Here is a 20,930-nt window from a genome sequence, read left to right on the forward strand (position 1 = left end):
CGGGGTTCATGTCCTCAAAAAATGGCGTAACGTTTATGCTGCATCTTTTTGCTGGTATCGATTTAAGTACTGGCCTACTACTGGTAGTTGCTCTGCTGTTTGTTTTGTTTTACGAAGCAATCAACGGATTTCATGATACCGCTAATGCTGTTGCCACGGTAATTTATACCCGTGCGATGCGCGCGCAACTGGCTGTTGCAATGGCGGGGATCTTTAACTTTTTGGGAGTTTTGTTAGGTGGTCTGAGCGTGGCTTACGCTATTGTTCATATGCTGCCGACCGATCTGCTGCTCAATGTAGGTTCTGCTCATGGTCTGGCCATGGTGTTCTCTATGTTACTGGCCGCAATCATCTGGAACCTGGGGACCTGGTACTTTGGTCTGCCTGCCTCCAGCTCCCACACTTTGATTGGAGCGATTATCGGCATTGCGGTCACCAATGCCCTGGTCACCGGCACTTCGCTGGTTGACGCCCTGAACATTCCGAAAGTCATCAATGTTTTTATGTCACTGATTCTGTCACCGCTGATTGGTATGGCACTGGCAGGCGCATTAATATTTCTGCTGCGCAAATACTGGAACGGAACACGTAAACGTTCACGGGTCCATATGACGCCAGCAGAGCGGGAAAAGATTGATGGCAAGAAAAAGCCGCCTTTCTGGACACGAATTGCGCTGATTGTTTCTGCCATTGGTGTCAGCTATTCCCACGGCGCCAATGACGGACAAAAAGGCATTGGCCTGATTATGCTGGTACTGATTGGTGTCGCCCCTGCCGGATTCGTGGTGAATATGAATTCTTCAGGATACGATATCACCCGGACCCGCGATGCGGTGGAACATCTGGAGCAGTATTACCAGCAGAACAGCCAGTCACTGCAATCTGTCATCGCTCCGACGGTCAGCCCTGCGGCAATAGCCACTCCGATAGAAGAGTTCCATTGCAGCAATGAGCGCGCGCTGGAAGCCGTGGCCCATGCTCAGGCAATGCTGACCAACCTTAGCAGTTACGACCAACTGAGTGTCGAAAAACGTTCTCAGATGCGCCGCCTGTTGCTGTGTATTTCTGATACGGCTGATAAGGTCGCCTCGTTGCCACAGACCAACAGCCAGGACCGTAAATTCCTGGGCGATTTGCGCCACGATTTACTCGGCACGGTTGAGTACGCCCCGGTGTGGATTATCTTTGCAGTAGCGCTGGCGCTGTCTGTCGGGACCATGGTCGGCTGGCGTCGTGTGGCTACCACTATCGGTGAGAAAATCGGTAAGAAAGGGATGACCTACGGTCAGGGGATGGCGGCTCAGGTGACTGCGGCGGCTTCTATCGGGATTGCCAGTTATACCGGTATGCCGGTATCTACCACCCATATCCTGTCATCTTCCGTCGCCGGCACTATGCTGGTCGATGGAGGCGGTTTGCAGGGTAAGACTATCAAGAATATCGCGATGGCCTGGGTCCTCACTCTGCCGGTTTCGATTCTGTTGTCTGCCGGGCTGTACTGGATTTCACTGCATCTGGTTTAGTGATTTCAGCAGCACGACTGAAAAAGGCTGTCCATATGGACAGCCTTTTTATTATCTGCCGACCTGATTATCCGCCGACGATTTCGCTCTGCGCATAGTAGTCCCGGGCCGCCTGCATACCTGCCCCCTGAATCCCCTGTCGGGGATTAATGCCAAATCAACAACCCGACCAGGCTTATCACAATAATCGCACACAGGCTGCTGGTCAGAATAAACTGCCCGCGCACCCGTTCGCAGCGACGAATAAACTCTTCATCATGGTGTTCAAGATAGCGCTTTGCATGGATATAACGCACCAGCCGCATCTGTTTCGCCGGCTGTCCGTGGGCCGTGAAAAAACCGGCACCATCCACCGACTGATAGAGCAATGGGTCACAACCTCGCAGCACCACCAGCAAGGCCCGTAATGAAGAAAAGTAACGCAGCATATTAATCACACAGACAATACATAAACAGGTAAACAGTACCGTGGTATTAATCATCTCTCCCTCCACCATTCCCCTGAGTGGCAGCCAGTATTACAGGTTTCTCAGGCCGTTTTATTGATAAGTGTAGGTAATATTTCACCCACCGGCGCAATCATTAGTGATAACTCCCCTGAAAAAAAGAACTCTCCCTTTGACCTGACTCACACTTCCCGCTGCCGGTCTGGCAGACAATGATTCTATACTCAGTTGTATAGCCCTATGGTAGGATAAATTCACAGCACACAGTAGAAAATCGCCATAGTGGTCAGCAACCTGTCTGTTGATTGTCCTGTATTAGTGACAATACTGCTGATCCTTACCTTTTTCGTATTTGAGGAGTCTGCCATGTCTTATAAACATATTCTGGTCGCTGTTGATCTGTCTCCGGAAAGCCAGCTACTGGTAGAAAAAGCCGTTTCTCTGGCACGTCCGTACAATGCCAAAGTGTCATTAATTCATGTAGACGTAAATTATTCTGATCTGTATACCGGACTAATTGATGTCAATCTGGGAGATATGCAGAAACGTATTTCTGAAGAAACTCAGACAGCACTCAGCGAATTATCTACCAATGCCGGATATCCGATGAGCCAGACATTAAGCGGAAGTGGTGATCTGGCGCAGGTACTGATTGATGCTATCAACAAATATCACGTCGACCTGGTCATTTGTGGGCATCACCAGGACTTCTGGAGCAAGCTGATGTCATCAGCACGCCAGTTAATCAATACCGTACATATTGATATGCTGATTGTGCCAATGAAAGACGAAGAGTAACTCTCTGAGGTGCCAGGGTCCGGCGACTGCCGGCCCTGACTAAAAGACTACCGGACGCTGAAGCTGTCCGACGATATTACTCTTGCGTAGCCGACACTTCCGGGGCCAGCGAAGGGTAAATGTCAAACCGGTGGCTTTTGGTCACTACCGCCGAAGATGTCGGTACTCCATCCAGAGGTTCAGCATAATCCGGACGTTTGACGACTATCCGTTTCTTAGCCAGCAGACGTGCAGGCTGCAGCAGACTATCCGCATCTTCATCAGCCCCCACCAGCGACTGAAATACCCGCATCTCTTTTTTCACCATGGCACTTTTTTGCCGGTGCGGATACATCGGGTCCAGATAAACCACATCCGGTCGCGGGGTGATTTCACTCAGTGCCTGGTGGCTGGTTGCGTGAATCAGTGACAGTCGCTGTTGCAGCCAGGGGCCTATCTCAGCATCCCGGTAGCCTCGCTGCAGACCATCATCCAGCAATGCTGCCACGACCGGATGGCGTTCCAGCATACGTACCCGACAGCCGCTTGACGCCAGTACAAACGCATCACGCCCCAGCCCGGCAGTGGCGTCCACCACATCCGGCAAATAGCTGCCTTTAATTCCGACCGCTTTGGCCACCGCTTCGCCACGGCCTCCACCAAACTTACGCCGGTGAGCCATCGCTCCCGAGACGAAATCGACGAAAATCCCCCCAAGCTTTGGCTCATCGAGCTTACGAAGCTCCAGGTGGGTCGGGGTCATCACCAGCGCCATGAGCGCCTGCGGGTCATGGCTCAACTGCCAGCGTTCGGCTAAAACAGATAAGGCGCCGTCTCCGGCGCCTGTTTCATCGATCAGACAAATCTTCACCCGTGGCTTATCCCTGGATACCGTAATGCTCCAGCATCGCATCCAGTTGTGGCTCACGACCACGGAAACGGCTGAACAGTACCATAGGTTCCTCAGAACCACCGCGGCTCAGGATATTGTCGAGGAATGACTGACCGGTTTCGCGGTTAAAAATCCCTTCCTCTTCAAAACGTGAGTAGGCATCTGCCGCTAACACATCTGCCCACAAATAGCTGTAGTAGCCCGCGGCGTAACCCCCGGCAAACACATGGCTGAAGGAGTGCGGGAAACGGCTCCATGATGGCGTCGGTACGACGGACACCTGTTTTTTCACTTCCTGCAGGGTTTCCAGCAGACGGGCACCTTTCGTCGGGTCATATTCAGCATGCAGGCGGAAATCAAACAGGCCGAATTCCAGCTGACGCAGGATAAACATGGCGGCGTTGTAATTTTTCGCTGCCAGCATTTTTTCCAGCAATTCCTGAGGTAACGGCTCTCCGGTTTCATAGTGCCCGGAGATAAATGCCAGTGCTTCCGGCTCCCAGCACCAGTTTTCCATAAACTGGCTTGGCAACTCGACAGCATCCCAAGGCACACCACGTGATCCCGGATACGCCTGCGGTTTCGATTTCGGTTAGCATGTGATGCAGACCATGCCCGAACTCATGGAACAGTGTAGTCACTTCACCATGAGTAAACAGAGCCGGTTTACCATTCAGCGGCCGGTTAAAGTTACAGGTCAGATAGGCGACCGGTTTTTGCAGTGAACCATCCGCTTTACGCATCCGTCCGACACAGTCGTCCATCCACGCACCACCACGTTTGTGCTCACGTGCATACAGATCCAGATAGAAACTTCCGCGCAGTTCACCGGTTTCATCATACAGTTCAAAGAAACGCACATCCGGGTGCCAGACATCAATATCCTTACGCTCCTTAGCGGTGATCCCGTAAATACGTTTCACCACTTCAAACAGACCACTGACCGCTTTATTTTCCGGGAAGTAAGGGCGCAGCTGCTCGTCGTTGATGGTATATAAATGCTGTCTTTGCTTCTCGGCGTAGAAGGTGATATCCCACGCTTCCAGCGTATCGACGTTATAGTGGGTTTTGGCAAACTCACGCACCTGATCCAGCTCTTTCTCAGCCTGTGGCCGGGCACGTTTTGCCAGGTCAGTCAGGAAATCCAGAACGTGCTGCGGCGATTTCGCCATTTTAGTCGCCAGCGATTTTTCAGCGAATGAACCGAAACCTAACAGCTGAGCTAACTCATGGCGCAGCGCCAGTTCTTCTTCGATCAGTGGGCCGTTATCCCATTTGCCGGCATTCGGTCCCTGGTCTGATGCACGGGTGCTAAATGCACGGTACATCTCTTCACGCAACGCCTGGTTTTCACAGTACGTCATCACCGGCAGGTAACTGGGAATATCCAGCGTCAACAGCCAGCCTTGCTGATCTTTCGCTTCAGCCTGCTCTTTGGCCGCATCCAGTGCGCTTTGCGGCAATCCAGCCAGTTCGCTCTCATCAGTAATCAGCTTGCTCCAGCCCATGGTGGCATCCAGCACATTGTTGCTGTAGGCCGCGCCGATTTCTGACAACCGTGCGGCAATCTCACCATAGCGTTGCTGTTTGTCTTTGGGTAAACCAATCCCTGATAACTCAAAATCACGCAGTGCGTTATCTACCGCTTTTTTCTGTGCGGTATTCATAGAGGCATAGCTGTCACCCTGTTTCAGGCTGACATACGCCTGATACAGACCTTCATGCTGTCCAACCCAGGTACCGTATTCTGATAACAATGGCAGCACCTGCTCGTAGGCTTCACGCAGTTCCGGGCTGTTTTTTACCGAATTAAGATGGCTGACCGGTGAAAACAGCCGCCCCAGCCGGTCATCGGTCTCAGCCAGCGGCTCGCATAAGGTGTTCCAGGTGTAAGGACCGCCCTGTGCGACGACTTTTTCGACGGTTGCCCGACAGTCCTGCAACGCCTGAGTGACCGCCGGAACAACATGTTCAGGTTTAATCAACGAAAACGGCGGCAGAGTGAATGAGGTCAGTAACGGGTTAGACATAGCTCAATCCTGTTGAAGTTAGAGGCGCTCGGTGTGCGCAATATGATCAGGATGGGGTCATAACAGCAGAAAATCAATCACCCTGTCTGCCAGAAGGAGGGAAACTGTTCACTCAACTCCAGGTTAGTCAGTCAACCGGCAGGAAACCGCCCCGACACCAGCAGGATAAATCGCGGCCTTTACTACTGCCCGCCAGCCAATACTGCTATACTCGGCCCCCCGGCCAAGCAATGCTGCCGGACAGGCTGGAATTTGTCTCTGCCGTGAGGATGTGACGATAGCCGGGTTTGCACCTCACAGAACAAAAGATTTTACAAAGGTTAACAACATGCTGAGCTATCGTCATAGTTTCCACGCAGGTAATCATGCGGATGTCCTGAAACATACCGTCCAGAGCCTGATTATTCAGTCATTACAGGAAAAAGATAAGCCATTTCTTTATCTGGATACTCATGCCGGGGCTGGCCGCTATCTGCTGGGCAGTGAACATGCTGAACGTACCGGCGAATACCTGGAAGGGATTGCCAGAATCTGGCAGCACCCGGAAGCCCCGCCGCAGTTGCAGCCGTATCTGTCGGCCGTCAATGCCCTGAACCGCTCTGGTAAGCTGAAGTATTACCCGGGATCACCGCTGATAGCCCGCCATCTGCTGCGTCCACAGGACTTACTGCAACTGACAGAACTGCACCCGTCAGATTTTCCGTTGCTGCGTAATGAATTTCTGAAAGATGACCGGGCACAACTGTCCCGTTCCGATGGTTATCAGCAACTGAAAGCGAAACTCCCCCCTGCGTCACGTCGTGGACTGATACTGATCGACCCGCCTTACGAAATAAAAACCGATTATCAGGCCGTGGTAGCCGGAATTCAGGAAGGCTACAAACGCTTTGCCACCGGCATCTATGCGCTATGGTATCCGGTGGTATTACGCCAGCAAATCAAACGTATGATTAATGAGTTGCAGGCCACCGGCATCAAACGCATTCTGCAGATTGAACTGGCGGTGCGCCCGGACAGTGATCAGCGCGGAATGACGGCGTCAGGGATGATTGTGATTAACCCACCGTGGAAACTGGCTTCAGAGATGGAAGCCGTGCTGCCATGGCTGCACCAGCAGCTGGTGCCTGCCGGCACCGGCCATACCCTGGTGGATTGGATAGTCCCGGAATAACCGGCTCAGATTTCAACGACCAAAAAATCGTTTGCCAGTTCGGTCGCGGAAAAGACTGACTGGCATTCGGCCAGCAACCGCGGCAGATCCTGTACGCCGTAGCGTGAACTGAAATGCGTGGCAATCAGTCGTTTAGCCCGAGCCTCCCTGGCGGCCTGTGCCGCCTGAATCGTCGTCGAGTGCCCACGACCATTCGCCTTCTCTGCCATCGCAGCTTCCAGTGTCGTTTCATGCACCATCACATCAACATTCGCCGCCAGATTCAGGCTTTCACTGCAGGGTGCCGTATCGCCGAAAATAGCTACCGATTTTCCTTTTACCGGCGGACCGAGATAGTCTCTGCCATCCACCTGGCGACCGTCCGGTAAGGTAATCGTTTCGCCCTGTTTCAGTTGCTGAAACCACGGGCCGGTAGGTATCCCGTCCGCTTTCAGCCGCGGGGCATCCAGCAATCCTGGTTTGTCATATTGTTCAATACGATACCCAAAACAAGGCACCACGTGATTCAACGGGTAAGCCGTGACCCGATATTCACCGTTGTCCACAATCATCCCAGCGTCAATTTCGATAATCTCCAGCGGAAAACTAACCCATGAGCTGCTGAGCGACAGAGCGTTATCGACAAATGCCCGAATTCCGGGCGGACCGTAAATAGTCAGTGGCTGGCTGATACTGCCCATGGAACGGCTGGTCAGCAAGCCTGGCAGGCCAAAGATATGGTCACCATGTAGATGAGTAATAAAGATTTTTTCCAGTTTGCCAGGCTTAAGCGCACTGCGCATGTACTGATGTTGGGTGGCTTCCCCGCAGTCAAACAGCCAGTCTCCGGCCGCCGGTAACGTCAGGGCGATTGCCGTGACATTGCGTTGCAGGCTGGGAGTCCCTGCACAAGTGCCCAGAAAGGTAAGGTACATGATATGCTTCCGCAAGTTCAGTCAGACCAGTTCGCATCCTATCACAACTATAGGTGCAAACTTTGCGGCATTTGCCTGAGTCGCGTTACACTGGACAACATAGATGACAGTACAGCAGATACAGCCTCACCCACCCGGTGACTGGCCGGCTTCCCGGCCCCATGCTCTGCTTAACCCGAAACGGACGGACTTTTTCAATGACTAAACATTATGACTATCTTGCTATTGGCGGCGGCAGTGGCGGAATTGCCTCGATTAACCGTGCAGCAATGTATGGGAAAAAATGTGCCCTGATTGAAGCCAAAGAGCTGGGCGGTACCTGTGTTAATGTGGGCTGTGTTCCGAAAAAAGTCATGTGGCACGCGGCACAAATCTCCGAAGCCATTCGGCTGTATGGCCCTGACTATGGTTTTGATACCACCATTAATCGTTTTGACTGGGCGACGCTGGTAAAAAGCCGCAGTGCCTATATCGACCGTATCCACACCTCTTATGACAATGTGCTGGGGAAAAATAAGGTCGATGTGATTAAAGGTTTTGCGAAGTTTGTCGATGCGCATACTGTTGAAGTCAACGGCGAGCAGATCACTGCTGACCATATTCTGATCGCGACCGGCGGACGTCCGAGCCACCCCGATATCCCGGGCGCTGAGCTGGGAATTGATTCAGACGGTTTCTTTGAACTGGAAGCTCTGCCGAAACGCGTCGCCGTAGTCGGTGCCGGTTATATCGCGGTAGAGATTGCCGGTGTGGTTAACGGGCTGGGTGCCGAAACTCACCTGTTCGTCCGTAAACAGTCTCCGCTGCGCCAGTTTGATCCAATGTTGTCTGAAACGCTGGTAGAAGTGATGAATGCCGAAGGCCCGTCACTGCACACTCACGCAGTGCCGCAGAAAGTGGAAAAGAATGCTGATGGCAGCCTGACCCTGAGCCTGGAAAACGGCGATAAATATACCGTCGACTGCCTGGTGTGGGCGATTGGTCGTGAGCCGGCCACCGATAACCTGAACCTGCAAGCCAGTGGTGTTGCACTGAATGAGCAGGGTTACATTGTGGTGGATAAATTCCAGAATACTAATGTCGCGGGGGTATATGCGGTGGGCGATAACACCGGAGCTGTCGAACTGACGCCGGTCGCCGTCGCTGCAGGACGTCGTTTGTCAGAACGATTGTTTAATAACAAACCGGATGAGCATCTGGATTACAGTAATATCCCGACCGTTGTATTTAGCCACCCGCCAATCGGCACGGTGGGGCTGTCTGAACCTGAAGCCCGGGAGCAGTATGGTGATGATGCTGTCAAAGTTTACAAATCATCATTTACTGCCATGTACACCGCAGTCACCAGCCACCGTCAGCCGTGCCGCATGAAACTGATCTGCGTAGGGCCGGAAGAAAAAATTGTCGGTATCCACGGTATCGGTTTTGGTGTGGATGAGATGTTGCAGGGCTTTGCGGTCGCACTGAAAATGGGTGCCACCAAAAAAGACTTCGACAACACCGTCGCTATCCACCCGACAGGCGCCGAAGAATTTGTGACTATGCGCTAAGCGCCGCATTACTACCTGAAAAGCCCGGAAACGGGCTTTTTTTATGCTTAGCGCTCTGTATTACTCTGCCGACGGATCGCCCGGTTTAGGTAATGTCGCTTTGCCACATTATCTTTCGGTATTTTACCCGCCACATTCAGCAACCGCAGGAATGTCGGGCATTCCAGATGTGAGGGTGCCGGACAGTCAGCCACGTGGCGTAAAGTATCGCGCATCACCATAAGCTGCTCTATCTGTCGGTCCAGTTCATCGGCTTTTTGGTGTAGCCTTTCCCTCGGCAGATCTGACACACGTCCCTGACCCAACATCCCGGCAAGCTCCTCCAGCGAAAATCCCGCCAGTTGCCCCATCGAGATCAGACGAAGCTGTAGCAGGACTTCCGGCAGAAACTGACGCCGTAAACCATGTCGTGCCACCGATGAAATCAACCCCAGCTTTTCATAATGTCGCAACGCCGAAGGCGTGTTCCCGCTTCTGCTGGCGACTTCACCAATATCCAGATACACCATCTCTGACCTCATTCTGACAGTAAGTTGCAAACTGATACTCCGAATAATTTATGCAGAATCCCCGCAGGAGGGAACAGATAACCAGATTTTTAACCGGAAAATGGCGAATGGGAGGCCTTAGCCACAGAATATCGCTGGAGGAAAGAAGGTCAGTTTGCTTCGTGCCAAAAACAACAAGGCCGGGCTTTTTGCCCGGCCTTCAGGAAGACATCCACAGGTATTCCTGTCAGGCAATCTGATGCAAAGCTTCACCCACCGCATCGAACAGACGATCCAGTTCTTCAGGGCGGGTATTAAACATCGGGCCAAACTGTAAGGTATCGCCGCCAAACCGGACATAGAAACCGGCTTTCCATAATGCCATACCGGCATCGAATGGCCGGATGACCGCATCGCCGTCACGGGGTGCCAGTTGGATAGCGCCTACCAGCCCACAGTTACGGATATCGATAACATTCGGGCAGTCACGCAGGCTATGCAGCGCACGTTCAAATACCGGGGCCAGCTCTGCTGACTGAGCAATCAGGTTCTCTTTCTCCAGCATTTCCAGAGTCGCCAGCCCTGCCGCACAGGCCACCGGATGTCCGGAGTAAGTGTAGCCGTGTCCAAATTCGACTGAATGTTCCGGCAATGCCTGTGACATATAGGTATGGTAGATCTCGCTGCTGGCAACCACCCCGCCCATCGGGATCGCGCCGTTGGTGATCTGTTTGGCGAAATTCAGAATATCCGGCGTGACACCAAAGTATTCAGCCCCTGTCCAGTGCCCCATCCGACCAAATCCGGTGATGACCTCATCGAAAATCAGCAGGATATTGTGCTGATCGCAGATTTCACGCAGCCGTTGCAGATAACCCTGCGGCGGAATAATAGCCCCGGCAGACCCGGACAAGGGTTCAACAATCACTGCGGCAATGTTGGAGGCATCATGCAGTTCAATCAGCTTCAGCATTTCGTTCGCTAATTCTACCCCTCCGGTGGCGGCCATGCCTGCCGTAAATGCCTGATCGGTTTGCAGTGTATGTGGCAGATGATCAACATCCATAAACTGACCAAACATCTTGCGGTTACCCCCGATCCCACCGAGGCTGGTACCGGCAATATTCACGCCATGATAACCCCGCGCCCGGCCGATAAATTTGGTTTTCGCCGGCTGACCTTTTGCACGCCAGTAACCACGGGCCATTTTGACCGCCGTGTCGGCTGATTCTGAGCCGGATCCGGTGAAAAAGACATGATTCAGTTCACCAGGCATACGCTCCGCAATCTTCTCTGCCAGTTTAAATGACAGAGGATGCCCGTACTGGAAGGCGGGTGCATAGTCCAGCGAACTGAGCTGTTTTGCCACCGCCTGCTGAATTTCGCTGCGGCAGTGTCCTGCACCACAGGTCCACAGACCCGAGAGGCTGTCAAATAACTGACGCCCTTTATCATCTGTCAGCCAGCGGCCCTGCGCCGAGACAATAAAACGTGGGTCACGTTGAAAATTACGGTTAGCACTGAAGGGCATCCAGTGAGACTGCAGATTAAGCGCAGAAGTATCGATTGATTCAGACATGGTGATTCCTCATAAAGCCGATAAAGAACAGTTTGCAATCAATCGATAGTTAAGTTAAATCCATATAACCATATCTTTAGTTACAGAAAGACTTACCTATATGAAAAGCTTATCGCTCGCACGGGTCAGTGACTTCGACCTTAAACTGCTGAGGATTTTCCGGACCGTTGCCGGTTGTGGCAGCTTTTCTGCCGCCGAAGGAATACTGGGGATTTCCCGACCGGCGATCAGCCAGCATATGAGTGATCTGGAAAAACGTCTGGGGATGCGGTTATGTCAGCGTGGTCGGGCAGGATTCTCTCTTACCGCCGAAGGACGGGAAGTGTTACAGCTCAGCGAAACCATGATGGCATCCATCGAGACGTTCCGCCAGCAGGTTAACCAGATGCACAAGCAACTGCGTGGGGATTTTAATATCGGTATTATCAATAACCTGGTCACCCAGCCAATGATGAAACTCACCCATGCCCTGGAGAGTTTGCGCCGTCAGGGGCCGGGGATTCACATTTCATTAACCATGACCACCCCGACCGAAATAGAGCAGGCCCTGATGGATGGCCGCTATCACGTAGGTGCCCTGCCACTGACGTCACCCTTGTCAGGACTGGATTATTTGCCGTTATACGAGGAAAAATCGTCGCTGTATTGCAGCCATACACATCCACTGTTTTATCGTGATGATGATGCCGTCGCTGACGAACTGGGGCGCTATGATGCCATTGCCCCGGCCGAACGGATGACGGCCGAAACCGTTCGTCTGCATCAGCGGCTGAACTGTACTGCCACCGCCTCCGACCGGGAAGGTATCGCTTTTCTGATCCTCACCGGGCGCTTTATTGGCTTTCTGCCTGATCATTATGCCGCCCACTGGCAGGAAAAAGGGCTCATGCGGCCGGTGGCACCACTGCAACTCCATTTTACCCATACCATCGCACTGGCAACCCGTAAAGGGCGGCAACCGAATGCTATCCTGCAACTGTTCACTGACTCCCTGTCTGCTGCAGGATAATGGCCGGCTTAGGACTGATGGTAAACAGGGATGGCCCCAAAGATAATGCCCCCCACCAGCAATGCCAGACTGATGAAGATCCCCCATTTGATGGAAAAACGTTGGTGGTCTCCAATATCAACCTTAGCCAGTCCGACCAGCAGGTAGACGGAAGGAACCAACGGGCTTAATAAATGAAACGGCTGCCCGACTATCGACGCCCTGGCAATCTCCTCTGCCGAAATACCGTAACCTGCCGCAGTCTGAGCAATTACCGGCAAAATGCCGAAGTAAAAAGCGTCATTAGACATAAAAAAGGTAAATGGCAGGCTGACTAATGCAGTAAAAATAGCCAGATAGGGCCCAAAACTATGCGGAATGACCGATAACAGGCTTTTTGCCATCGCATCGACCATCCCTGTCCCTGATAAAATGCCGGTAAAAACCCCCGCAGCAAAAATTAAGGAAGTGACTGCCAGTACATTCCCGGCATGTGCGGCAATCCTGTCTTTTTGCTGTGAAAGAGAGGGGTAATTCAGCATAGCAGCGACAGCAAATGCCAGCATAAACAGGATCTGAATAGGCAGCGTACCCATCACCAACATCACCAGTAACACTGTTGTCAGTATCAGGTTAGGCCAGAACATTTTTGGCCGCAGATGTTCTGAACCGGAGTCGTCATCTGACAGTCCTGACGTTGCGGGGCCTGCATACAAAGTCTCTGGCGAAATGACCCCCAGCCGACGGCGCTCCCGCAGGCCAAACCAGACCGCAACGCCTACCAGTGAACAACAAGCCAGCAGCATGGCTGGTATCATAGGGATAAAGATATCTAAAGCATCTATCCGGAGGGCCGCCGCGGCCCGGGCCGTGGGGCCTCCCCACGGCGATAAATTCATGATTCCGCTGGCCAGATTGACCAGACAGGTCATTGCCAGGATATTCATCCCCAGTTTGCGATACAGAGGCAAAAATGCCGCAATGGCAATCATATAGGTGGTTGAACTGTCTCCGTCCAGTGAGACCAGCAAGGTCAGAATAGCGGTCCCGGCCAGAACTTTCAGCGGATCACCGCGTACTATTTTCAGAATAAAGCGGACCAGTGGGTTAAACAGTCCTGCATCAATCATCAGACCAAAGTAAAGGATGGAAAATGTCAGCATAACACCGGTCGGGGCCAGTTTTTTTACCCCGTCCAGCATCATCTCGCCTAATCCCTGATAAAATCCCCCTGCCAGTGCAAACAGGGTAGGCACGATGATCAGGGCGATCAGGGCCGACATCCGTTTAGTCATGATCAAATACATAAAGCAGACGACCATTGCAAAGCCCAGTATAGTCAACACAATACACCCCCCGACATTATCCAATGTGCCCCATCTACGTATTTCCCACATCCGACAGGTTGCTTAGCCTTCCCTGAAACCTCCCTAAAAATAAACAATTTGAAACATATAGATCCAACCAAATCAAACTAGCAATAAACTGCAACAATTAAGTAACTTTCGCTCTAAAAATCGAGGTGCATCAAGTTTTGCAGGAGTAGTGCAATATTTTTGTGAACAGGATCGGGTCAGTCAGAGGAATGAGCAGCTGAAAACGGGCAGGCAAACGAGGCAGCAATAACAATGAAACCGGTATCATGAGTAGATATCGGTAATACCCGCCGGGAGAAATGTGTTCTGGCAGGGTTTCCGGACAACTCCCTCCGTCCGGGAAAACAGTCACATAACAATTGTGATACTCACAGGTCTGCAACAATACTGGCAGCCTGTCTGAGAGATCAGTTGCTTTTTCTGAGTCTGATACGGCAGGCTTCAATCACCCAGGCAGAAAAGTTCTCACTACTTTCTTTCTTCAGAGATTCCTGAATATCATTCAGCATATGGTGCGGAAAGCGAATATGTTTAGCGCGTGTTTTCGAGGTGCTCATTTTCATTACTTAGGATTCCTTTAACTCTTTGCTAACATTTATTTAGTATTTATGACCAAAATAAAACAAAATTATAATATTCTGACGATATTAAGAATGTTCAAAATTCTAAAGAATTATATATTCAGATAAAACCAGTCAGGTAAAAAATGTGGAAAACGGCCAGGTTATGCCGGAAGGCAGCATAAATAACCAGATTTTCGACGGTGCAAATTTATTTGTAGTGAGATCTCTGCATACCTCCGGCATTTCAGGCGGCGAAGCCGGGGCAGTAAGCCTCTGCAAGGGTCTGGCGCTGGAATGTGATAACAAAATTTACCGTGATTCACTGCAACTGTGGCGTCATCCTGAGTTATTACAGCAGATTTTAATATTTCTATTAATGAATTTTTGTTCCAGAGAATGTGTCTGTCACAATAAATAACCTTCGGTTATCTGAGTAAATGCCGGAAATAGAGCTATGCCGTACCTCAGCGGAGAAAAACATATTGTCAGTGGCCACCCTCAGCCAGAGATAAATAAAGGATAAAGAAAGATTGGCCGGTAAATTAGCCCGTGAGGTATGAGAGATGCCCCCTGAATCTGTCTGGCAGGTGAAGTATTACGGACAGGTTATCTTCAGGATAATGATAACCATTAAACCTGCACTGACCAGACCAGGAATGAAGGATGAAATAAAGAGTCACAGCCTCCCAGCGCGAAGCATCGCCCGGGAAACAGGTCCGGACGATCTTCCGCAGGAGGTTTAACAGCCCTTAGAAATGGTAATTCGCGCCCACCTGCCAGCTGCGGTCACGGCCAATCCAGCAATAACTGCTGCTGTAACACGTGTAAGTCATCTTATTCGTCAGGTTCTGGGCGCCAGCTTTCAGCGTCAGACCTTTCAGTGATGAACTCAGCACACCCATATCATAGCTGACGGCCAGATCGTACTGAGTGTTGCCCCCGACAGGCGGTAATGAGTTATCTTCCGTGATCTCACTTTTCCCGGTGTAACGCAGACCCGCCCCCAGCATCAGACCATTCAGTACACCGTGATTAAAGGTGTAATCGCCCCACAGATTAAAGCTGTTCAGCGGCACCTGAGTGGCGCGTTTGCCCTGATAATAGTCATCCTGAGTATTCACCGCGTGGGTATAGGCATAATTGGCAATGATATTCACATTGTCGGTCGGCCGGCTGACCACGCCAAACTCCGCGCCCTTAGAGGTGACTTCACCAGTCTGCCGGTAATTAAGTAACCCGGCAGAAGTATAGGTATAGTCGGTTGTCAGAACATTTTTCTGTTTAATCTGGAAGACCGAGGCTGTCAGAGTGGTGGCATAATCCGACAGCAGGTATTTTACCCCGCCTTCCAGCTGCTTGCTGGTCGTTGCTTTTGCCTGGCTGGCGGTCAAAGTTCCTTGCGGTGATACCGGCAGAAAACCTTCAGAATAACTCAGATAAGGCGCAATACCGTTACTGAACTGATACAACGCGCCCAGCCGTTTGGTGACTTTATGCTGATCAATAGACGCTTTACTTCCGCCATCCAGATAATCCGTAGTAGTTGACTGATAGTCGTCGTAACGGGCGCTGGCCAGCAGGTTAAGACCACCAAACTCCAGCTGGTCCTGCAGATAATAGCCTCGCTGGTTGAAACTCAGGCGATCATTCGTCGCTGTATACAGGTCCAGATTACTGCTGGTGACCTGGCTGTAGTCAGGGTCCAGCATATTGATGGAAGGATACTGAGTCCCGTATCGCCAGGTCATATGGGAATTCAGGTGCTGATAGTCGAACCCGGCCAGCAGATGGTTCTGCCAGTCGCCAAAGCTGAAGGTTTTGGTCAGTTGGTTGTCGATATTAAAGCTGTCGACACTCTCATCGGTGGTATAACCGAACCGGGACAGATCGGTATCACTGCTGCCGGTGCCGGTGGAGTAGATACTGCGCTGATGGCTGTCGAGGGTGAAATAACGGGCACGCTGTACCACGCCCCAGCCACTGTCAAACTGATGTTCAAAACTGTAACCCAGCATCCCTTCACGCTGTTTAAATCCGCTCCAGTGGTCGCCGGCATAGGCGCGGCGGGATGCATAACCACTTTGCAGATAGGCCAGTGGCAGCGGATTCGAGGGTGTGAGGCTGGGCATATCTTCATATAACGCACTCAGCGTCAGCCGGGTCTGAGCATCCGGGCGCCAGCTGACCGACGGGGCTATCAGATAACTTTCGTGCTTAGTGGTCTTCGCCTGATCATTACCCTCACTGCCTTTGGCAATCAGACGATAATCCCAGTTGCTGTCTGCAATACGGCCCGTAGAATCGATATAGCCCTCTTTGAGGCTGCGGTTGCCGGTGTTAAATCCGACATCGGTACTCTGCTCTGACTGTGGCTGCTTGCCCTGAATATTGACCAGGCCGCCCGGAGAGGCATTGCCGTACAGCACAGAGGAAGGGCCTTTCAGAATATCGACCTTATCTATCAGAATCGGATCGATAAACGCTTTGGTATTTCCTGCAACATTGTAAGGCAGTTCCAGACCGTCAAAATACTCGTGTTCAGCATCGAAACCCCGAATCTTATATTCGCTCATATAGGTGGTGGAACCACGCAGCTCCGTGGATACACCTGCCTCATAACGCAGGATTTCATTCAGCGAATTGGCATGACGTTTTTCGATTTCCTGATGGCTAATCGAATCTGCAGCCTGTGGGGTTCGGCTTTCGGGGACGGCCGATTTTGTCGCGCTGTTAATATAGGGAGCAACCGCATTCTGCTGACCACCCGGACTGCCATTGGCTGTGACCACTAACGTGTCGGTGGTAGCCGCCTGAACTACAGGCATCAGGGCGAATGCGCTGGTCACCGCCAGAGCACAACAATGCAGACGAAAGTGCGCTGTCTTAACTTGCCTTGCCATAAAAAATATCACCATTTCTTATTGTCAGTAGACGCCTATTATTGCGTTGTTAGGCGGCCTGGCGACTATGCCTGGTGACGGGTTGTGTATGATAAACGACAAAAACCAGCTATCCTGGCGTATTTTTACGCACGCAACGCCAGTTGTGAGGTCAGATGACTCGGGCTGACGCCGTAGCGTCGCCGGAAGGCTGTCGCAAAATTAGTGGCATGCTGATAGCCGGACATCCAGGCCGCCTGCTGCACACTGTAGCCCTGTTGCAGATAACGACGGGCCAGTGCCAATCGGCAATCGCGCAGATAGTTGAATACCGAATCCCCGTACGCCTGGCGAAATTTAGTCCGCAGACTGCTGCTGCTCATCGCTGCCGTTTTCGCCAGTGATTCCAGCGAATGATTTTTCTCGGGGCTGGACTCGAGCAACTGCCGCACCGCCTCCAGCCGGTGATGATCACCCGGTAATGTCAAGAAGCGTGCCCCTTCCGGCTCACTCAGCTGATTCAGTGTCAACCCCAGTAGCTGCAACATCAGTCCTTCCAGCATCAGTTCTCTGGCGACTGCAGTTGCCTGACGGCTAATCGCAAAACGCATACTGACCTGCATATATTCAGGAAGATTCCAGACTGCAACTGGGGCCCGGGTACGTTGCCAGCTCTCCGTGAGAGCCGCCAGTGGTGACGGGGCCTGACATTGCGCAGAGTTCATACCCAGTGAAACTGTCACCAGCCGCTGATCTTTCTGGTGGCTGGCTGAAAGGATGGATTGTCTACCCAGCCTGGTGCTCATAGCGGTGCCCGGCGACATCCGGACCGGTTTGCCGTTGAGGCGTAAATCCACATGGCCGTCCAGTACCACCAGCAAATAGAGCGGTGAACTCCCCACCGAGGTCGACTCATATGGTTGCAGGATTTGCAGATCAGAATGAGTCACACTCATTCCGGAGGCCAGCCGCCACTCTTCCACCTGTCCTCTGACAACATCGATACTCTGATCCTCATCCCCGGCAGGAAAACGGTAGTCAATGGCATAGCGATGTCCGAATTCACGAAAATCCGCAATCCGGAATAACCGTTCATCAGTGTCGGAAGATAGGCTGTTCATAGAAAGTAACCGGCAATGGCAAAATAAGTATTCGCTGGTGAATTATTGGCCGGCATTTTACCACTGTGGATAGCGGAGAGTAAATTAAATGATACTCATTTTCATTTGTGGAGGGGTACAGCAAAAAAGGTCAGAAGAGTCAGTGAGGTGGGAGAGAATACACACCGGGAGCAAAGCTCCCGGTGCAGCGATCAACTATGCAGATGGCGACTACACAGACGAACCACCAGCGCTGCCAGTGCAGCCAGAATTGACAGAATAACAACGCCGTTCCAGCCACCGTGAGTCAGCGCCAGACTTCCCAGTGCAGAACCTGCTGCCATCCCGATAAAAACGGTGGTGAACAGTAATGCATTCAGACGGCTACGTGCTTCCGGCACCAGCCGGAATACGATGGTCTGGTGAGCGACCAGTGAGGCCTGAATACCCAGGTCAAAGATAACCGCACTGATCACAATCAGAACCAGTTTTCCCTCCGCAGGCAGCAGCGGCATCGGTAACATAATCGCAAAGGCAACTATCACCAATCCTGCCCCAAGCTGAGTAACCCGCGCCGGGCCAATACGATCGGCCATGCCTCCTGCCAGCGGTGCGGCCAGGGCACCTGCTGCACCGGCCAGGCCAAATGCCCCGGCCACAGCACTGTCCAGATGAAAATCCTGATATAGCATTAATGCCAGTGTTGACCAAAACGCACTGAATGCCACCGATAACAAGCCCTGCGCGTACGCCGCACGGCGCAATGCTGTGTGCTCATGCCACAGTTTCCACAGCGAATGCATCAGTGAAGTCCAGGGAACCGGAGCTGATGGACGAAATGCCGGGAGAATTCGCCATAATGCCAGAGTAATCAGTAATACCGAGGCGGCTGCAATAAAATAGAGATTACGCCAGCCCAGATATTCGCCAATCAAACCACTGACCACCCGCGATAACAAAATTCCTGTCAGTAGTCCTGTCATTACCGTGCCGACTATCTTCCCGCGGCTATGCTCCGGAGCCAGTGCCGCCGAGGCCGGAACGATATCCTGTGCCACCGTGGCGGCAAGCCCGGTCAGCAGGCTGGCAGCCAGTAATAAATTCAGGTCGGGTGAAATACCGCACAGCAGTAATGCAACCACCAGCAACATACCTTTCAGTGCAATCAGTTTCCGCCGGTCAAACCGGTCTCCCAACGGGGTGAGCAGTAAAATACCCAGTGCGTAGCCAATCTGGGTCAGCATCGGGATCATACCTGACTGGGAGGTTGTGGCATTAAACTGCTTGCCCATAATACCCAGCATTGGCTGACTGTAATAAATGGAAGCCACTGTCAGTCCGGCACCGGCAGCCAGAGTAAACAGTAACGGGGCTGATAATTTCTCTTCGTTCATGGTCTGCTCGATTGCTGACATGATAATTTCTCCGAATCAGGGTTGCATTAAGTAGACCTGAACTCTTTAATGCATGGTAGTCGCAAATTAAACAAAACTGTTATACGTGGTGCGTATGAAAGAGATCTCAGCCGGCAGCATAGACCGTATTGAACTGATGCAAACCTTTATTCGTATTGTGGAAAGTGGCAGCCTGTCGGCCTGCGCCCGCCAGCTAGATGTCAGCCAACCTACCGTGAGCCGACGATTACAGGCATTAGAGAAAATGCTGGGTCAGAAACTTATCCTGCGTACCACCCATGCATTGAAACTAACCGATGACGGAGAACGCTGTTACAGTCGTGCGCGGCAGCTGGTCGGTAACTGGTATGCTTTGGAAGATGAACTGACCAATACCCATGACGAACCAGTAGGGACACTACGCGTACGGGTACCCCATGCCTTTGGCCAGGACCAAATGATAGAGCCGTTGGTCGGCTGGCTGCAAAAATCTCCGGCCCTGAACGTGGAGTGGATGCTGAATGACCGGACACCGGATTTTGTCGCCGAAAACATTGACTGCGCAATACAGGTAGGTGCTCTCAATGACCCCGGACTGGTTGCCATCCAGATAGCCGAAGTTCCGCGCCGCATGGTGGCAACGCCTGATCTGTTGGTCCGTTCCACGCCACTGCAAACTCTTGAGCAACTCGCTGCCCTGCCCTGGCTGTCCCTCAGTACCTTCTACCGTACCGAAATCACCCTGAAACATCAGTCTGACGGCCAAAGCAGAACCATTACCATCAGTCCGAGATTATACAGTGACAGTATTTACGCCATCAGAAAAGCCGCGCTGTCAGGAATGGGGGTTGGCCTGGTATCGTCATGGCTGGTAGAAGAAGACCTTGCTACCGGCCGGTTGCAGGAGCCACTTCCCGAATGGCAGGCCCCGCCACTGCCGGTATGGCTGACTTACCCCTGGGCTAGTTACTATCCCGCCAGGTTACGTCATTTTTTCAGCCTGATAAAACAAGTGATGCCAACCCTGACCGGCACACGGCCGGCGGGCAGGTAAGCCCTGCGCCTGCCAGAAAAAGACACAAAAAGTCACAGTTATTTTTTATACAGAATCCGTTATTTACCATGAGGCATAACGAATCATGTTATTGCTGCCAGAACCCGGTACCACCAGATAATATCCTGGAGTCAGGAAATCACAGTTCTGATTCTGCCGGGATATCTGCCGCTGCCGAAAACCACCATTAACCCATTGAAATTAAA

Annotated in this window: 16 protein-coding genes and 1 pseudogene; 6 read left to right on the forward strand and 11 right to left on the reverse strand. The window is 52.0% G+C overall.

Annotated features, from left to right (window positions below):
* Window positions 1–35 precede the first annotated feature (35 nt).
* Window positions 36–1,523, forward strand: a complete 1,488-nt coding sequence (gene pitA, locus HA49_RS17605; RefSeq protein ID WP_156994700.1) for an inorganic phosphate transporter PitA — start codon at window positions 36–38, stop codon at window positions 1,521–1,523.
* A gap of 146 nt (window positions 1,524–1,669) precedes the next feature.
* Here the strand turns inward: pitA and uspB are convergent, their stop codons facing one another.
* A complete protein-coding gene (uspB, locus tag HA49_RS17610; RefSeq protein ID WP_038015825.1) occupies window positions 1,670–2,005 on the reverse strand; it encodes a universal stress protein UspB in 336 nt (111 codons plus the stop codon).
* Between the two features lie 330 nt (window positions 2,006–2,335).
* Between uspB and uspA the strand changes: the two genes are divergently transcribed.
* The gene (gene uspA, locus HA49_RS17615; RefSeq protein ID WP_038015627.1) at window positions 2,336–2,767 is read left to right on the forward strand and encodes a universal stress protein UspA; all 432 of its coding nucleotides are present in this window, start codon (window positions 2,336–2,338) and stop codon (window positions 2,765–2,767) included.
* A 76-nt stretch (window positions 2,768–2,843) separates the two neighbouring features.
* Here uspA and rsmJ read toward each other — a convergent pair whose 3' ends face one another.
* Window positions 2,844–3,617, reverse strand: a complete 774-nt coding sequence (gene rsmJ, locus HA49_RS17620; RefSeq protein ID WP_038015630.1) for a 16S rRNA (guanine(1516)-N(2))-methyltransferase RsmJ — start codon at window positions 3,615–3,617, stop codon at window positions 2,844–2,846.
* Between the two features lie 7 nt (window positions 3,618–3,624).
* Window positions 3,625–5,668 (reverse strand): annotated as a pseudogene (gene prlC / locus HA49_RS17625) (oligopeptidase A).
* 328 nt (window positions 5,669–5,996) lie between these two features.
* On the opposite strand from prlC, the gene HA49_RS17630 reads away from it, so the two are divergent.
* Complete coding sequence (locus HA49_RS17630) at window positions 5,997–6,839, forward strand: 23S rRNA (adenine(2030)-N(6))-methyltransferase RlmJ (RefSeq protein ID WP_038015632.1); 843 nt, start codon at window positions 5,997–5,999, stop codon at window positions 6,837–6,839.
* Window positions 6,840–6,844: 5 nt separating this feature from the next.
* Here HA49_RS17630 and rnz read toward each other — a convergent pair whose 3' ends face one another.
* Window positions 6,845–7,753, reverse strand: a complete 909-nt coding sequence (gene rnz / locus HA49_RS17635; RefSeq protein WP_038015635.1) for a ribonuclease Z — start codon at window positions 7,751–7,753, stop codon at window positions 6,845–6,847.
* 197 nt (window positions 7,754–7,950) lie between these two features.
* Here rnz and gorA point away from each other — a divergent pair, with 197 nt between their 5' ends.
* Window positions 7,951–9,303: a glutathione-disulfide reductase gene (gorA, locus tag HA49_RS17640; protein ID WP_038015637.1), complete on the forward strand. Its 1,353-nt coding sequence runs from the start codon at window positions 7,951–7,953 to the stop codon at window positions 9,301–9,303.
* 47 nt (window positions 9,304–9,350) lie between these two features.
* Here the strand turns inward: gorA and HA49_RS17645 are convergent, their stop codons facing one another.
* Both HA49_RS17645 and aptA read right to left on the reverse strand, forming a co-directional pair.
* On the reverse strand, window positions 9,351–9,812 hold the full coding sequence (locus HA49_RS17645; RefSeq protein WP_038015640.1) for a helix-turn-helix domain-containing protein: 462 nt from the start codon (window positions 9,810–9,812) through the stop codon (window positions 9,351–9,353).
* Between the two features lie 226 nt (window positions 9,813–10,038).
* The gene (gene aptA / locus HA49_RS17650; RefSeq protein ID WP_038015643.1) at window positions 10,039–11,370 is read right to left on the reverse strand and encodes an omega-aminotransferase AptA; all 1,332 of its coding nucleotides are present in this window, start codon (window positions 11,368–11,370) and stop codon (window positions 10,039–10,041) included.
* A 100-nt stretch (window positions 11,371–11,470) separates the two neighbouring features.
* On the opposite strand from aptA, the gene HA49_RS17655 reads away from it, so the two are divergent.
* Window positions 11,471–12,379 (forward strand): LysR family transcriptional regulator, encoded by a 909-nt coding sequence (locus HA49_RS17655; RefSeq protein WP_038015645.1) that lies wholly within the window; start codon window positions 11,471–11,473, stop codon window positions 12,377–12,379.
* A gap of 8 nt (window positions 12,380–12,387) precedes the next feature.
* Here HA49_RS17655 and HA49_RS17660 read toward each other — a convergent pair whose 3' ends face one another.
* The 5 genes from HA49_RS17660 to HA49_RS17685 form a co-directional block, all read right to left on the reverse strand.
* Complete coding sequence (locus HA49_RS17660) at window positions 12,388–13,704, reverse strand: CitMHS family transporter (protein ID WP_038015828.1); 1,317 nt, start codon at window positions 13,702–13,704, stop codon at window positions 12,388–12,390.
* Between the two features lie 437 nt (window positions 13,705–14,141).
* Window positions 14,142–14,297 carry a YlcI/YnfO family protein gene (locus HA49_RS21055; RefSeq protein WP_156994689.1) on the reverse strand — a complete coding sequence of 52 codons (156 nt, stop codon included), beginning with the start codon at window positions 14,295–14,297 and terminating at the stop codon, window positions 14,142–14,144.
* A 749-nt stretch (window positions 14,298–15,046) separates the two neighbouring features.
* Window positions 15,047–17,197: a TonB-dependent siderophore receptor gene (locus tag HA49_RS17675; RefSeq protein ID WP_038015830.1), complete on the reverse strand. Its 2,151-nt coding sequence runs from the start codon at window positions 17,195–17,197 to the stop codon at window positions 15,047–15,049.
* A 125-nt stretch (window positions 17,198–17,322) separates the two neighbouring features.
* Complete coding sequence (locus HA49_RS17680) at window positions 17,323–18,297, reverse strand: helix-turn-helix transcriptional regulator (RefSeq protein ID WP_038015652.1); 975 nt, start codon at window positions 18,295–18,297, stop codon at window positions 17,323–17,325.
* A gap of 191 nt (window positions 18,298–18,488) precedes the next feature.
* Window positions 18,489–19,691, reverse strand: a complete 1,203-nt coding sequence (locus tag HA49_RS17685) for an MFS transporter (RefSeq protein WP_038015654.1) — start codon at window positions 19,689–19,691, stop codon at window positions 18,489–18,491.
* A gap of 94 nt (window positions 19,692–19,785) precedes the next feature.
* Between HA49_RS17685 and HA49_RS17690 the strand changes: the two genes are divergently transcribed.
* Window positions 19,786–20,724, forward strand: a complete 939-nt coding sequence (locus HA49_RS17690) for a LysR family transcriptional regulator (protein WP_038015657.1) — start codon at window positions 19,786–19,788, stop codon at window positions 20,722–20,724.
* The last annotated feature ends 206 nt before the right edge of the window (window positions 20,725–20,930 follow it).

This window comes from Tatumella morbirosei (assembly GCF_000757425.2).
Classification (GTDB): domain Bacteria; phylum Pseudomonadota; class Gammaproteobacteria; order Enterobacterales; family Enterobacteriaceae; genus Tatumella; species Tatumella morbirosei.